The 14903-nt window shown below is 70.4% G+C and carries 7 protein-coding genes and 4 pseudogenes; 6 read left to right on the top strand and 5 right to left on the bottom strand.

Annotated features, from left to right (window positions below; genetic code table 11):
- The first annotated feature begins 104 nt into the window (after positions 1-104).
- The 6 genes and pseudogenes from OO54_RS39565 to OO54_RS48025 form a co-directional block, all read left to right on the top strand.
- On the top strand, positions 105-602 hold the full coding sequence (locus tag OO54_RS39565) for an ABC-three component system middle component 2 (protein WP_234439303.1): 498 nt from the start codon (positions 105-107) through the stop codon (positions 600-602).
- Entirely contained in the window at positions 599-2614 is a 2016-nt protein-coding gene (locus tag OO54_RS39560) for a DNA recombination protein RecN (protein ID WP_033212243.1), read from the top strand. The genes OO54_RS39565 and OO54_RS39560 overlap by 4 nt, the downstream gene beginning before the upstream one ends.
- A gap of 36 nt (positions 2615-2650) precedes the next feature.
- A pseudogene (locus OO54_RS48035) lies at positions 2651-2807 on the top strand (IS5/IS1182 family transposase); the annotation flags it as partial.
- Positions 2808-3058: 251 nt separating this feature from the next.
- Positions 3059-3460, top strand: coding sequence for a hypothetical protein (locus OO54_RS39555; RefSeq protein ID WP_418953251.1), 402 nt, complete (start codon positions 3059-3061; stop codon positions 3458-3460).
- A gap of 177 nt (positions 3461-3637) precedes the next feature.
- Positions 3638-4903: a hypothetical protein gene (locus OO54_RS48030; RefSeq protein ID WP_234439302.1), complete on the top strand. Its 1266-nt coding sequence runs from the start codon at positions 3638-3640 to the stop codon at positions 4901-4903.
- Between the two features lie 319 nt (positions 4904-5222).
- Positions 5223-6596 (top strand): annotated as a pseudogene (locus OO54_RS48025) (type IV secretory system conjugative DNA transfer family protein); the annotation flags it as partial.
- 32 nt (positions 6597-6628) lie between these two features.
- On the opposite strand, the pseudogene OO54_RS44585 reads toward OO54_RS48025, so the two are convergent.
- The 5 genes and pseudogenes from OO54_RS44585 to OO54_RS48020 all read right to left on the bottom strand — a co-directional run.
- Positions 6629-9358 (bottom strand): annotated as a pseudogene (locus OO54_RS44585) (amino acid adenylation domain-containing protein); the annotation flags it as partial.
- Positions 9359-9506: 148 nt separating this feature from the next.
- Positions 9507-10379 (bottom strand): annotated as a pseudogene (locus OO54_RS48980) (condensation domain-containing protein); the annotation flags it as partial.
- Positions 10380-10490: 111 nt separating this feature from the next.
- Entirely contained in the window at positions 10491-11213 is a 723-nt protein-coding gene (locus tag OO54_RS42820; RefSeq protein WP_051787833.1) for a phosphopantetheine-binding protein, read from the bottom strand.
- Positions 11104-13794, bottom strand: a complete 2691-nt coding sequence (locus OO54_RS42050) for an AMP-binding protein (RefSeq protein WP_159391568.1) — start codon at positions 13792-13794, stop codon at positions 11104-11106. Before OO54_RS42050 ends, OO54_RS42820 begins: the two co-directional genes overlap by 110 nt.
- A gap of 74 nt (positions 13795-13868) precedes the next feature.
- On the bottom strand, positions 13869-14672 hold the full coding sequence (locus OO54_RS48020; protein ID WP_234439301.1) for a transposase family protein: 804 nt from the start codon (positions 14670-14672) through the stop codon (positions 13869-13871).
- Between the last annotated feature and the right edge of the window lie 231 nt (positions 14673-14903).

The raw sequence follows: 14903 nt of genomic DNA, 5'->3' as shown, positions 1-14903 counted from the left end.
AAGCCGTTCCCACTCGGCATCCGTCAGATCACCCCGCCCCATGCCCACAGCAACGACTCGGGCACGGAGTAGTCACATGATCGACCGGACAAGTCCTAGACGCTGTGGCCGGGCAGGACACGAACGGAGCGAGCCTGGAACGCATCGGCTACTACGACTTCCTGTCCGCGAACCCGTTCCTCGTGATCCGGTCCGAAGACCGAGAGGCCAACCTGTTGCGACTGGCCGGCTTCGATCCACAGGTGCTGTCCTACGCCTCCTCCTCGCAGCGGTTCACCAGTCGCCGCGAACGGATCCAGCACGACCTCGCGCTCCTTATTGCCTACGGATGCTGCGAGGTCCACAACCACAAGGGTGCCCTCGCGTACACAATCAGCCCCCGTGGCCACGAACTCGGGGCACAGTTCACCGCGACCTACGCCGCCTCGTTCAGCACCGCTGCGTCGATCGTCGTGCGCCGACTGCACCGGCTCAGCGACAAGGCTCTGCGGGAGCAGACGGCGCGGTGGCTGCGCTCGGACGGCAACGGCGGCCCCGGGGCCGCACTCATGAGCGTCCTGGGCCCAGAACCATACACGTCCGACATGCCCTGGGAGGGATGATCACCATGCAGCCTCTGCCCGGCATTCGAATCCGGCGTCTGCGCCTGGCCGGCATCGATCGCACCTATGACGTCGACTTCAGGGACGCACAGCGCGTGCGTCCTCTGTCCGTGGTTGCCGGAGCCTTCAGCTCGGGCAAGACTGCGGTGCTGGAGTTCATCGCGTACGGGCTCGGTGCCAAGAGACACCCCCGGCATCCAGAAGTGCTGAGGAAGGTCCGCTCCTGCCTTCTCGAGGTCGAGCTGTCCGGCGAGCCGCACGTGATCGAGCGCTCCGTCGGCGGGCCGTCGAAGGTCGCGTACGTGCGCCGGGGAACGCTCGACAACCCCGCGCTGTCCAGCGCCGAGAGCAGGCCGATCGAGCCGGCCGGAGCACCCGACAGCTTGTCCTCGCTCCTCCTGGGGCACTGCAAGCTCGAAGGTGTGCAGCTTCGTGAAGCGCCCACGAGCCGTGAGTCCCGCACGGACCCACTGAGCTTCCGTGACCTCATGGCGTTGGCGTTCCTGCCGAACGAGCGCGTAGCCGACAAGCACTTCCTCTTCGAGAACCAATTCATGAAGAGGCACAAGCTGAAGCAGGTTGTGGACGTCGTCTTCGGAGTCCACGACGACCGTGCCGTCGAGCTCGGGCAACGCATCCGCGAGCTCGGGACCCGCCTCAGCAACGCGAAGGCCGAGCTCGCCGGCGCCCGGGCGTTCGTGCAGGAGCAGCGTGGTCCCATCGACCTGCGAGACGCGCTCACCCCTCAGACGTTCTACGACGAGCTCGCCGAGATCGCCGAGCAGATCCAGGCACTCGACCACCAAGCCCAAGCCGGTACGGCCTTCGCTGCCCAGCTCCGCCGCGAGCATCAGCAGGCAGCCCAGAGATCCAGGCGAGCCGCAGCCGTCTTGCGAGACTGCGAGACGCAGCTCGCCCGCATGCTGCCTCTTCGCGCGCAGTACGCCGACGACCTCCTCAAGCTGGGCATGCTGGCCGAGGCACGACAGCTGTTCGACCCCCTGAGCGTCACAACGTGCCCAGCGTGCCTGCACCGTCTGGCTGGTCCGCCTTCGAGGACAGATGGCCAGTGCAGCCTGTGTCACCACACGCTTCCCGAGGGGGAGGAGACCCTCACTCTAGGTGCGGCGGACTCCGAGCCCTGCACGGACGAGAACCGCCTGGACGTCGCGGCCGAGATCCGTTCCACCAAGGCCCGCCTGAAGGAAATCACCATCTACATCGACGGGCTCGACGCTTCGCTCGCGCAGTTGAAACTTCAGGTGGAAGACGCGGCACTGGCCGAACAGCAGGCGGCTGCCGCCCTGGATGAGGCGACCTCGCCCGCAGTTTCGCCCTACCTGGCCGCACGCGACAATCTCCAGCGTCGCCGCGAAGAGGTGCTGCGCCAAGCCCAGCACGCCGAGAACGTCACCAAGCTCAACGAAGGGATTACCAAGCGCGTTGCCAACGTGGAACGACACGAAGCGCAGATCGCCCGCCTCCGCGAAGAACTCGACCAGCTGGGCGACGCCACCCGCGACCGTGACCGCGTCTTGGCCCGCATTAGCGGACGCTACGGCGAACTCCTCCGCCAGTGGCGCTACCCCAAGCTCAGCCAGCCGTTCATCGACTCCAACCTAACGCCGCACGTGCGCGGCGACTCCTATCAGGAGGCCTCTTCCGGCGCCCGAACTCTCCTGACGCTGGCATGGCAGCTCGCCGTCTTCGAGGTCGCGAGCGAAACATCAGCCGCACACCCGGGCTTCCTCATGATCGACAGCCCTCAGAAGAACCTCGGCCACGGCGGCACCCTGGACTCCACCATCGCCGACGCCGTCGCCATCGACGACTTCTACCGACACCTGACGGCCTGGCTGGCTGAGCTCGGCGCAGGGGCCCAGGTCATCGTCGTCGACAACAGCCCACCCGACCTTGTCGAAGACAGCGTCGTCGTGCGGTACAGCCGCAGCGAGGACCGTCCTCCGTACGGCCTGATCGAAGATGAGACTGGCACGGAGGAATCCAGCTAGAAGGCGCTGGCTGCGTTTTACCCGCTGACGTCGCCCGGCCAGGCAGGTAGCGCACCCGCATTCACCTGGGTCATGGCCCGCCTACGGGTGCCTCGGCCGGTCGGCAGGCCCATGACCGCTACCTGAGGTGGTGGTCATGGCCGACAAGCCGTACTCGTCCTACACGATCCGTGACCATCTCCGCGGGTGCGGAGAGACCTCAGGCCGGTCACAGCGGGACGCCTGACTGGGCCCGTATTCATGAGACGACGTTCTGGAAGCTGGTCCAAGCCGGGGCGGCCCGCGTCGACAGCAAGTCGGAGCTCCTGATGGTGGTTCCAGCGCCGATCTCGCCGGCGCATACGGAGGGCCCGCAGGTAAGCGAGCACATGGTGCGGCCAGTTGAACGGCAGCCACAGGTCCGGCGGAAGCGCGAGGAAGTACCACGGTGGTGAGAACCACCGGCTGTGCCATCGAGCTGGAACAGCAAAAAAGCTGCAGGTCAGCCAGCACGGTCCGTGCCACAAGCGACGGGACCCTACAGCTTGTGTAGGGTCCAGGGCTGAGGAACGGGTCGAGTCCGAAGCCTGGTCCCAGCAGTGGCGGATGCCTCCACTGGAGGGGACCGAGCGCGCGGCCCCCTGGGGTGCGCGCTGCCGCCACCAGATCCTGGCCGCCGCCTACACCGCCCTGGTCGTCGAAGGCGACACCAGCGAGACGGAGTGGGAGGAGATCGAGGAGTCCGCTCGCACGAGCACCCGCGCCGGCTGGTGGATCGACCAGCGCTCCTCCGAACCGGACGACCTCCCCGAGCTGCTCCAGGCCGCCACCGACGCCGACCGGCCCAACGAGAACCCGTACTTCTAGCCGTTCTGCCCTGCTGCGGCGGGGCACCGGCTTCTGCTCTCCCCGCAGGTCAGGGCCGGTGAGCGCGGCGTCTATCAGTGATCTCCGGCGGGGCCAAATCCCGAATCCAGCGGATCCTCTCCCTGTCGGTCCGACCTTCGGGGCCGCGCTCCGTCATTCCCTTCCGAGGTAGCCGCCGTGATCGCCCACCTGCAGCGCGCCAGCGACACCGCCGGCCTGCTCACCTACTTGTACGGGCCGGGTGAACGTGTTAACCACGTCAACCTCCGGCTGGTCGCGGGTGACGGCCATGGGGCGCCGATCGAACTGCTCACCGAGCCGAGCTCTCTGTCGTACTTGGCCCAGGCGCTCGACGCTCCCGTCGAGCGCCTCGGGGCCCGTGCGCCCGCTCGACCCACGTGGGTCTGCTCGGTGAGGTCCGACCCCCGTCTGCCGGACCTCACCGACGCGCAGTGGGCCGACATCGCCCGACGGCTGGTGTCCGCCACCGGCATCGCCCCGGACGCCTGCCGGTGGATCGCCCTGCGCAACCAGCCCCGGCAAGTGCACATCGTGGCCACTCTCGCCCGCGAGGACGGTGGCCTGCACCACGGCTACCGCGACGCCTTCCGCCTCCAGGCCGAATGCCGCCGGATCGCAGCCGAGCTGGGGTACCTGACCACCGCCTCCCCTCCGACTTCCCGTGCCCAGGAGACCTCTGTGCCCGCTCCTCCGATCACCATCTCCTCCGAGTTCAGCGGCAGCGTCGTGGCCAAGGGCGCCACCGACGACCTCTCCGCCATGATCCTCAAGCACGCCGGCTTCCAGCAAATACAGGACTGGCACGGTCGGCGCCACCGGCTTCCCACCACCACGCCGGTCGCCAACCAGGTCGCCATCGCCAGCCACGCCGCCGAGATGCTCCGCGCCGCCCGCTACGACGTCGCTCTCGCGCCCGCCCTGGACATAGCCCGGATGAGCACCCCGGCGAACCCCCTTGAGTGCTACGCCCCCGGCGCCGCGCTTCTCCAGATCACCGACGAGATCAGGTCGGCCGCGAACGGAGAGGGCCTTCGAGGAGCGGTCGACCAGCTCCTCCACCCCGAGCATGGGGCCCTGGAGCGCGTCCGGGAAGCACTGGAGGCCGCCAGCGAGCACATCAACGACCTCGACGACGAGGCGTACGGGCTGGCCGACCGGTTCGGCTTCGCGGCAGAGTTCGTCTGCTCGGCGCAGTCGGAGCTCGTCGACTCGGAGGACGAGCTGCGTCGTGTCGGCGGCCCTTCCCGGTCCCAGGCCGAAGCGCCGACGCACTCCTCGAACCCGTCCGCCTCCTGGAGCGCGGCACTGGCCGCCTCACCCGCAGCGGCCAAGGCCGAGGTCATCACCTCGGCCTTCGGCATCGATGTCGTGGAATCCCGCCCGTCTGCCCGTCCGCCGCACGCCTCCGGTCCTCGGCGGTGATCGGGGGTCGTCACCGCCGGCAGTCCCGCCCCCGCCAGCGAACGGCTCTCGGTCCTCGCCGACGGCCTGACCCTGTCGCTCGCGCCGTGACCCCGCCGCCGCTGCCCTCGGCCACCAGACCGGTCTCGCTTCCTCGGGTGGAAAGGCGGGCACCGGCACCAGCGCTCCTCCTGCCCCCCTCGCCGGCTCCGTCCGCAGGACGTCCCGCCCCGCGTTCCCGCTGAAACGATTCCGTTCGATCCCGAAGGAGTAGGCCCATGAGCTGCACGAGAGCCGAGCGCGCCCCGCCCCCGCCAGCTCGCACCCCAAGGAACTGCCCGTGCCCTCCCCGCGCACCAGCGCGCCGTCGACGACCACCGGCTCCGACGCGCTCCTCTACCTCCTGTTCGGCGTCCTGGGCGGCGCCCTCACCTTCGGCTCCCTAGCCTGGCTGACCGGCAGCCTCACCAACTCCCTTGTCGGAAGCGGCCCGTGGGCCCCCTTCCGCGCCACCGACGCCCTGCTGCACCCCGAGGCGCTGTGGCCGGCCCTGAGCACCACCGAGCTGCTTGTCGGCGCCCGCGTCGTTCCCGGCCTGCTCACTCTGGCCCTGCTCACCACCGGCCTGGTGCTGTGGATGCGCAGGCGCTCCGGTGCCAAGACCGGTCTCGCCCGCAAGGCCGATCTGACGCCGCTGCTGGACAAGGAGATCACCGCCAAGGCCAAGAGCCTGCGGCCGTCCCTCGGCGACCGGGAGTGTAAAAGAGGTCGCTCCCTCTGACCGCGGCATCCTGCTCGGCACCCTCGACCCGGGCCGGGCCGAGGTTCGCGCGTCCTGGGAGGACGTGATCGTCGCGATCATGGCCCCGCGTTCCGGCAAGACGTCCGGGCTGGCGATCCCCGCCATCCTCGCGGCCCCCGGACCGGTCCTGCTCACCAGCAACAAGGCCGCGAACGACGCCTTCACCGCGACGGTGGACGCCCGTGCGGAGGTCGGCACGGTCTGGACGCTGGACCCCAGCAGATCGCCCACCATCCGCGCGAGATGTGGTGGGACATCCTGGCCGACGCCCGCGACCTGGCCGGCGCGAAGCGACTGGCCGGGCACTTCGTCGCGGCGAGCGTGGACGAGTCGAGCGACTCCGACTTCTGGTCCACCGCCGCGTCCAACACGCTCGGCGCGCTGTTTCTCGCCGCCGCCAGCCACCGGCGGCCGATCACCGACGTGCTGGCCTGGCTCGCCTCACCCGCCGACCGGACTCCGGTCGACCTGCTCACCGACGCGGGCCACGACGCGGTCGCCGCCCAGCTCCAGGGCACCGTCTCCGGCGCGACCGAGACCCGGGACGGCATCTACGAGACGGCGCGGCAGTACGCGAGCTGCCTGCTCGACCCGGAGGTCGCCGCCTGGGTCACCCCCAACGAGGACCTTCCCGAGTTCAAGCCCCTCGCCTTCGCCACGTCCCGCGACACGCTGTATCTGCTGAGCAAGGACGGCGGCGGCAGCGCATCCGCGATCATCGCGGCGGCGGCCGACGCCGTGATGCGCGCGGCCGTGATCGTCGCCGAGCGCTCCGGCGGACGGCTCGACCCGCCCGCCCTGTGCGTCCTCGACGAGGCCGCCAACGTCTGCCGCATCTCTGACCTCCCGGACCTGTACTCACACCTGGGCAGCCGGGGCGTCATCCCGATGACCATCTCCAGGGCCGCGCGGACGCGGCTTGCCAAGCGGGTGGCGAGAAGGGAGTGCCCGCCGAAGTCGAAGAAGCTGTCCTCGACCCCGACCCGGTCCAGCTCCAACACCTCGGCGAAGAGCCCGCGGAGCGCACGCTCGGTCGGTGTACGCGGCTCCCGGCCCTCTCCGGCCACGAACGCGGGCGCGGGAAGCGCCTCCCGGTCCAGCTTGCCGTTGGGGGTCAGCGGCAGCGCGTCGAGGACGACGACGGCGGCGGGCACCAGGTGCGCGGGGAGTCGGCGACCCAGCTCCGCGCGCAGCCCTGCCGGGTCCTCCGCGGTCACCGCGTATCCGACGAGCCGGCCGTCGCGCACCGCCGCCGCGGCCCTGCCGACTCCCGAAAGCGCGGCGAGGGCGGCCGCGACCTCGCCGAGTTCGACGCGGTGGCCCCGCACCTTCACCTGGTCGTCAGCGCGGCCCAGGAATTCGAGTACGCCGTCGGCCGTCCACCGCGCCAGGTCGCCGGTCGCGTACATCCGTGCGCCGGGCCCGCCGTACGGGTCGGCGACGAACCGTTCCGCGGTGCGGCCGGGCTGCCGGTGGTAGCCGCGGTTGACCGCGGGGCCGCCGAGGTAAAGCAGCCCGGCGGTGCCGACCGGCAGCGGCCGGAGTCGGTGGTCGAGGACGTACGCGCGGGCGCCGGGCACCGGGCGGCCAATGGGGATGACCCGGTCCTCGGCGCTCACCGAGTGGGTCGTGGAGGCCATCGCGACCTCGCTGGGCCCGTACTGGTTGACGACCGGGCACGCGACCGCGGTCAGGTGCTGCGGTGTCAGCGCCTCACCGCAGGTGTGCACCGCGCGCAGCGGCGGGAGGCCCGCTTCGGCCAGTTCGGCCAGCAACGACGGTACGACTGACAGCAGCACGGACACGCCGTGCCGGCCCATCGCCCGTACGAGCGCGTGCGGATCGCCCGCCTCCTCGGGGCGCACCAGGACCAGGCAGCCGCCGCTGGTCAGCGTTCCGAGGATGTCCCGGACGGCGGGGTCGAAGGAGACCGAGGCGACGTTGAGCACCACGTCGTCGGCCCGCAGGCCGATGTGCGGGAGGTAGCCCGCGACGCCGCGATGCGGCACGACGACGCCCTTGGGCACTCCGGTGGAACCTGAGGTGTAGATGAGGTACGCGGCGTTGTCCGGAGAGATCCGCACTCCGGGGTCGGTCTCCGGCAGGCCGTCCAGGTCGGCCGTGTCCCGCTCGGTGAGCACGAGGCGCGCCCCGGAGTCGTGCCACAGGTGCTCCAGCCGTTCGGCCGGGTACGCGGGATCCATGGGCACATACGCCGCACCCGTCTTGAGCACCGCGAGCATCGCCACGACCAGGTCGGCGGAGCGGGGAATGCGGATGCCGACCCTGTCCTCCGGCGCGACGCCTTCGGCGATGAGGCGGTGCGCGAGGCGGTTGGCCCTCCTGTTCAACTGCGCGTAGGACAGTTCCAGGTCGCCGAAGACCAGTGCCGACGCGTGAGGCGTCCGCTCGGCCTGTGCCTCGAACAGCTCCGTCAGGGTCGCGGAAGTGGTCCTCCGCTCGGACCCCTGCCACTCGTGCAGCACGAGCGTGCGCTCGGCTTCGGGCAACGCGGTGATCCTGGCCATCGGCTGGTCCAGGTCCCGCGCCAGCTCGGTCAGCACGTGTGTCAGCCGCTGCAGCACGGACGTGTCGCCGGTGAGCGACAGGCGCAGCCGGTCGCCGGGCACCACGGTGAGCTTCAGCCGGTAGTGGGTGGTGATGCGGTGGTGGACGTCGGTCAGCCGCAGGCCCTGCGCGGGCCGGATCGCGTCGGCGTCCACGGGGTAGTTCTGGAACACCAGCATGGTGTCCGCGACGGCTCCAGGCCCGGCGGTGCGGTGGATCTCGGCCAGACCGAGGTGTTCGTGGTCGCGCAGCCGCGCCTGCTGCTCCTGAAGTCGCGCCAGGAAGCACGCGGCGGACTCGTCCGGATCCAGCCGTCCGCGGACGGGGACGGTGCTCAGGAAGAGGCCGACCATCGTCTCGATGCCGGGCACGTCCGCTGGCCGGCCCGCGACGGGTGTGTCGAACACGACGTCGTCGCGTCCGGTGAGCGCTGCCAGCACGATCGACCAGGCGCCCTGCACGACGGTGTTCAGCGTCAGGCCACGACGCCGTGCCTCGGCGGTGATGCGGGCGGTGAGCTCGGCGTCGAGAGAGGCGTCCAGCGTCCGGCTCCGCCGGGGCCCGACCAGGGTCGGTTCGGCGAGCCCGTCCAGGGCACTGCGCCACGCCGCGCGCGCGGCGGGCAAGTCCTGGCGGGCCAGCCACTCCAGGTACGCGCGCGGGGGCGTGACCTGCGGCAGTTCCGCGCTGTCGTGCAGCGCGAACAACTCGCCCAGGAGCACGGGCATGGACCAGCCGTCCAGCAGGATGTGATGGTGGGTGAGGATCATGCGGTGCCGGTCCTCGTCAAGCCGCCGCAGCGCCACCCGCAGCAGCGGAGCCCGGTCGAGCCGGAAGCGTTGCCCGCCCGTGGGCTCGTCCGTGGTCCATGGGACCTCGGCGTCGGCGAGGACGGCCTGCACCGGGCTGCTCAGGCCGTCGAGGACGAATGCCCCGCGCAGGCTCGCGTGCCGGCGGACCAGGGCCTGCCAGGCGTCCCTCAACCGGGCCTCGTCGAGCGGGCCTTCCAGATCGAGCCGCCACTCGACCAGGTAGTCCCCCGCGGACGACTCGTCGTACCGGGACTGGAAGAGCATGCCCTCCTGGATCGGGGACAGCGGAAGCACGTCCTCCAGTGCCGGATAGGCGGCTTCCAAGAGATCGATCTCGGGCTGCTCGACGCGCACCAGCGGGAAGTCGGACGGCGTGTGCCCGCCCGCGCCCCCCCTCGGCCGCAGCTGTCACGTCCGCCAGCGCACCCACCCAGGCGTCGGCGATCGCCCATACGTCCGCCTCGTCCAGGACACCGGTCGCCCAGGTCCAGGTCGCCGACAGCACCGGGCCTTCCGGGCCGTCCAGCACCAGGGCGTCGACCGTCAGCGCGTGCGCCACCGGCATCGCCGGGTCCGCCCCTCCGCCAAGCGCTCCGGCCCGGCCCGCGACTGTCCAGTCACCGGCTCCGGCGACCACACGGCCCAGGTAGTTGAAGAGAAGCCCGGGCTTCGCGCCGCCGGCGAGCAGGGGCGCGGTCTGCGGATTCAGATAGCGCAGCAGTCCGAAGCCCGTGCCGTTGCCCGGGATGCCCCGCAGTTGTTCCTTGACCCGTTTGACGGCCTCCGGCACCTCCGGCGAGCCCGCGTCGATACGTACAGGGAACAGATTGGTGAACCAGCCGACCGTGCCGGACAGATCATCGTCACCGTCCCGCCCATGCCGTTCGACATCAAGCAGCAGCCCGCCGTCACCGATGCGGTCGCGAACCGCGATGGCCAACGCGGCCAGCAGAACGTTGTTGACATCGCCATGGAAGGCGGCGGGCGCGGATGTGGTCAGCCCGGCCGCCGGCAGGGTGACGGTGAGGCTGTCCGTAGTGGCTATCGTGTCCAGTGCCGGGTCGAGCGCGCGGCCGCCGAACGGCCTGTCGTCCGCCAGCGTCTCGGCCCAGTAGGGGAGTTCGCCGAGCAGCGCCGGTTCGTGGGCGCGGAGCACCTGCCGCTGCGCCCAGTCGCGCAGCGAGGTCCGGACAGGGGACATGTCACCGCCCTGCCACGCCGTCCGCAGGTCCGACAGCAACACCCGCCAGGACACTCCGTCCACCGCGAGGTGGTGTCCGACCAGGAGTAGCTGACGCGCCTGTTCGAACCACACGGCCTGGAGCAGCACTCCGGATTCCGGGTCCAGTCGGCCTACGGCCGCGGCGCGTTCCTCGTCGGGTACTGCCGTGGCGCGGCGTACCACGTCGACTGCTTTCACCGCACCTCACTCAGCGACCTCCAACACCCACGCGGCCTTGCGAGTGAGCCGCAACCGCAGGGCGTCGTGGTGGTCCAGGAGGGTCTGCACGGCACGGACGAGATCCTCCTCCCGCAACCCCTCGGGTACCTGGACCAGGAGCGACTGGTGGAACGCCGCGGTGGGGCCGCCCCGCTCGCGGAGCCAGTGCGCGATGGGGGTGAGCGGAACCGGACCCACGCCGTCGACGCTCCTGCTCACGGGCACGGCCGTCTCGTCCACGAGCTCGCACACGCCGGACAGCCCGGCGACGGTGGGGTGCGCGAACACGTCGCGCAGCGTCAGCACCAACCCGTCGCGGCGTGCCTTGCTGACAAGTTGGATCGCCATGATGCTGTCGCCGCCGAGCTCGAAGAAGTTCTCCTCGACGCCGACCTCGGAGACGCCGAGCACCTCGGAGAAGACGCCGCACAGGACCTGTTCCGACCGCGCGCCCGGGGGGCGGCCCCCGACGCGGGTGTCGAACTCGGGCATCGGCAGCGCCGACCGGTCCAGCTTCCCGTTCTCGGTGAGCGGCATGGCGTCCAGGACGACGAAGAGCGCGGGCACCATGTGCGCGGGCAGGCTGCGGCCCAGCAGTTCACGCAGCTCCGCCGGGCTGGGCGTCGCGCCGTCGGCGGGGCACAGGTAGGCCACCAGCCGCGTGCTCCCGGCACCGTTGTCGCAGGCCGCGACGGCGGCCTGGGCCACTCCCGGGTGAGAGGTCAGCGCCGACTCGATCTCCCCCGGCTCGATCCGGAATCCACGGACCTTCACCTGGTCGTCGGTACGCCCCAGGTACTCCAAGTGCCCCTCGGCTCGCCCGCGGACCAGATCGCCGGTACATCCGCTCGCCCGCGCCCCCGAACGGGTTCGCGACGAAGCGTTCGGCTGTGAGACCAGGCCGGTTCAGGTATCCGCGGGCCAGCTGCTCTCCGGCAAGGTAGAGCTCCCCGGCGGAGCCGATCGGCACCGGGCGCAGCCGGTCGTCGAGCACGAGGGCGGCCGTGCCGGCAACGGGGCGGCCGATCGGCACCGGACCGGACGGCGTCGCGTCGCCCGGCGCGAGCCGGTACTCGATGCATCCCACGGTGACTTCGGTCGGACCGTACTCGTTGACGACGGTGGCACTCGGATGCCCGCGCCGCCATTCGTCGAGAACCTCACCGAACAGTTGCTCACCGCCCAGAACAAGGTCGCCGGTCGGTGAGAACCGCTCGGGCAGCGCAGCGAGCAGCGGGAGATGGCTGGGGGTGGCCTTGAGGAAAGCGGGCGCGGAACCCACCGGGCTGTCCTCGGAGAGCGCCGCGGGGTACACCCGACCACCGGTGACCAGCGGGGCCCAGAGGGCAGTGACCGTCAGATCGAACGAGACGGGCGAGTGCAGCAGCGCCGAGTCGCGCACACCGGGGTAGGCATGGGACGCGAAGCGCAGGTACGTCGCCACAGCGCGGTGCTCGACGACGACGCCCTTGGGGCGGCCGGTCGAGCCGGAGGTGAAGATGACGTAAGCGGGATGGGCCGGGGCCGGCACGACGTCGGCGAGGTTGGTGGTCTCGTGACCGCTGAGGTCCACGGCCGCGAGCCAGTCCTCGGTGATCGCGCATGCCGGAGCCGACTCGCTGAGCAGGTGAGCGATCCGCGCCTTCGGGGATGCGGGGTCGATCGGTACATAGGCGGCCCCCGCCTTCAGTACGCCGAGCAGAGCGACAAGCAGCTCCGCAGACCTGTCCAGAGTGACGGCGACGCGGGTTTCGGGCCCTACGCCGAGCTCGCGCAGGTGCCGGGCGAGTTGGTTCGCCCGAGCGTTGAGTTCCACGTAGGACAAGCACGCGTCCCCGCAGACGACGGCGACAGCGTCCGGTGTCCGCTCGGCTTGCGCCTCGAACAGTGCCGGCAGGGTGGCCGAGGACGTCGTGTGCGCACCGCCGGGTCCGGTGGCGTTCCACTCGCTCATCGTGAGGGCGCGTTCGGCGGGAGTCGCCAGATCGATGTCCGCGAGAGAGCAATCGGCGTCCAGCGCTTCGGTCAGGAAGTGCAGGAACCGCTTCTGATGCGCGGCCAGCTCTTCCGCCGAGTAGAGCGAGGGGTTCGCATCGAAGTCCACGCGCAGGCCGTCCCGCTTACCTGGGCGGCCGCCGTAGAAAGCGATGCACAGATCGTCGACCGGGCCGTTGGACAGGTTGAACATCTGACCGCGAAGCTCGCCGAACCGCAGGTCGTAGTCGAACGGCATGATGTTCACCGTCGGGCCGTGAAGGCGACGCGCCGTCCCGGTGATGCCCAGCTCGCGCCGCAGCTCCTCGTGGCGATAGCGCTCGTGCTTGACCGCGTCCTTGACCTGGTGGGCGGCATGGGCGGTGAGGTCGGTCAGTGTCATGCCCGGTGCAACCCGCAGCCACAAGGGCACGATGTTGGACACCATGCCCGGGACGGCCTGCGACGCACCGCTCACGCGCGCGGAGACCGAGAAACCGAGGGCGATGTCCTGCGCCCCGGTCATCCGGTGGAGATAGGCCCCCGCAGCAGCCACGAGCACCCTGGGCCAGCTCGACTTCACCTGGCGCGCCACCGTGCGCAGGCGCGACTCCATGCCGGGGGCCAGCCGGGCGCTGTGGCGCAGCATCCGAGGGCTGGCGGGCGCGGCGCAGCGGGTCAGGCTCACCGGCTCGGTCCTGCCGCGCAACTGCTCGCTCCAGTACGCGCGGTCGACCTCGTAGTCGTCCGACGCGCGGTACGCGGCCTCTTCGTCCAACAGCAGCCGGAACGAGGCGAGTCCGCCCGCGGACGGGTCACGCCCCTCGGACAGCGCGGTGTAGATGTCTGCCATGCGCCGGATGCCGACCGCTGCGCCGAACGCGTCCGTCAGCGCGTGGTGGATGGCCAGGTACCACCAGTGCCGCCCGTCGGCGAGGCGGATCACCGCGGTCGTCATGTTCGGCGGGAGCCCCGCCGGGCGCGGCCTGTCCATGTCGGCATCCATCCAGGCGCGCGCGGCACCCTCGGGGTCCACTTCCGCCGAAAAGTCGGCAAAGCCCTGTTCCCACGGGTGCATGGGCTCGATGAACTGCCGGAGGGCGCCGTCGTGCAGCGTCACCCGCGCGCGGAATCCCTCGGTCTCCTGGAGGAAGCGCCGCGACGCCTCGGCCAGCAAGGAGACGTCGAGCGGCCCTTCGATGTCGATGTAGACGCCGATGTTGTACGCCGGACTGTCCGGATCCAACTGCTGGCCGAACCAGATCCCTGCTTGCGCGGCCGTCAACGGCAGGCCAGAACCGTGCTCCTTCGACATGCTCCGCCTTTGCATTCGAATCTCACCGATCACCCGCTGCGGCACGATCCGAGCGTGGTGACCATGGCTGGTAATCAGCCCTTGCCCACGAAGGCACGAGGCGAGATGTGAGGGAGTTCACTTGGGCGTATGCCAATGTGCCCGGCGGGACAGTGAACCCGCTGGTGCACCGCGGAGCGGGTGGGCAGGGTTTCGCAGTCGCGGGCGAGGCGGCGGTTCAGCATGAGCCAGCCGTAGGTCCGCTCGACTGCCCATCGTTGGGGGATCGGGGTGAATCCCCTGGTCCCGGGCTTGCGGGCGGTGATCTCCATGTCGATGCCGATGGTCGTGGCATGCTCGACGAGGTGCTGCCGGTAGCCGCCGTCGACCCACACCTTGCGGACGCCGGGGTGGTCGGCGGCGAACACATCCGCCAGGGCCCCAAGCCACAGACCAGGACGTCCGGGAACCGCGCACCCCCTCTCGGCCAGAAGCCCGCGCATCTCGCCGATCGCTCGGGTGATGGTGGAGCGGTCGACACCAAAAAGCAGCCCCAGTACCGCATGCGGCAGGTCAAGCCGCAGATGAATCAGCGTGGCGGCCAGCCGGTCGACGAACACCGGCCGCTGCCGGGCACCGGCCCCCGCCTCGCATTTCCCGGCCCCACCGCGAGCCTCGTGGCGATGCCCCTCGACCACGGCCTGCCACGGGCCGGCCAGCTCCTCGACCAGACAGCCCAGATGCTGCCGGGAGATCCCCCGTGAACAGCTGATGCGCGAGAACGTCCCGGTTGACCACCGCTGCACGCACGAAGCGATCGAGGTGCTGGCGGGCCGTTCAGCGACAGCCAGGGACTCATGCCGCGTGACCAGGCCGGATGCCTTTACAGGCAGGTGCACTGAACGCCACCGCCCTGTGTGGCCCCGGTTACGTTTTCGAACCCATCGCCTCGGCTCACCGTGTTCCCCACGAGCTCGCTGCGCGGGGTGATAGGCGAGGCGCGGCCCGTGATGTGGGTTGTTCTTCGTGTTGATCGGGAGGTTTGTTCGCCGGTGGGTGACATCGAGGTTCCGGAGTGGGCTGAGGGTCCGCTGGGTGCGTTGGGTGGTCAGGCGTGGCCGCAGTTGAGT

Source organism: Streptomyces wedmorensis (assembly GCF_000716445.1).
GTDB lineage: Bacteria > Actinomycetota > Actinomycetes > Streptomycetales > Streptomycetaceae > Streptomyces > Streptomyces wedmorensis.
The sequence above is the reverse complement of the archived record's forward strand: the minus strand, read 5'-3'. Positions and strand labels throughout refer to the sequence as shown.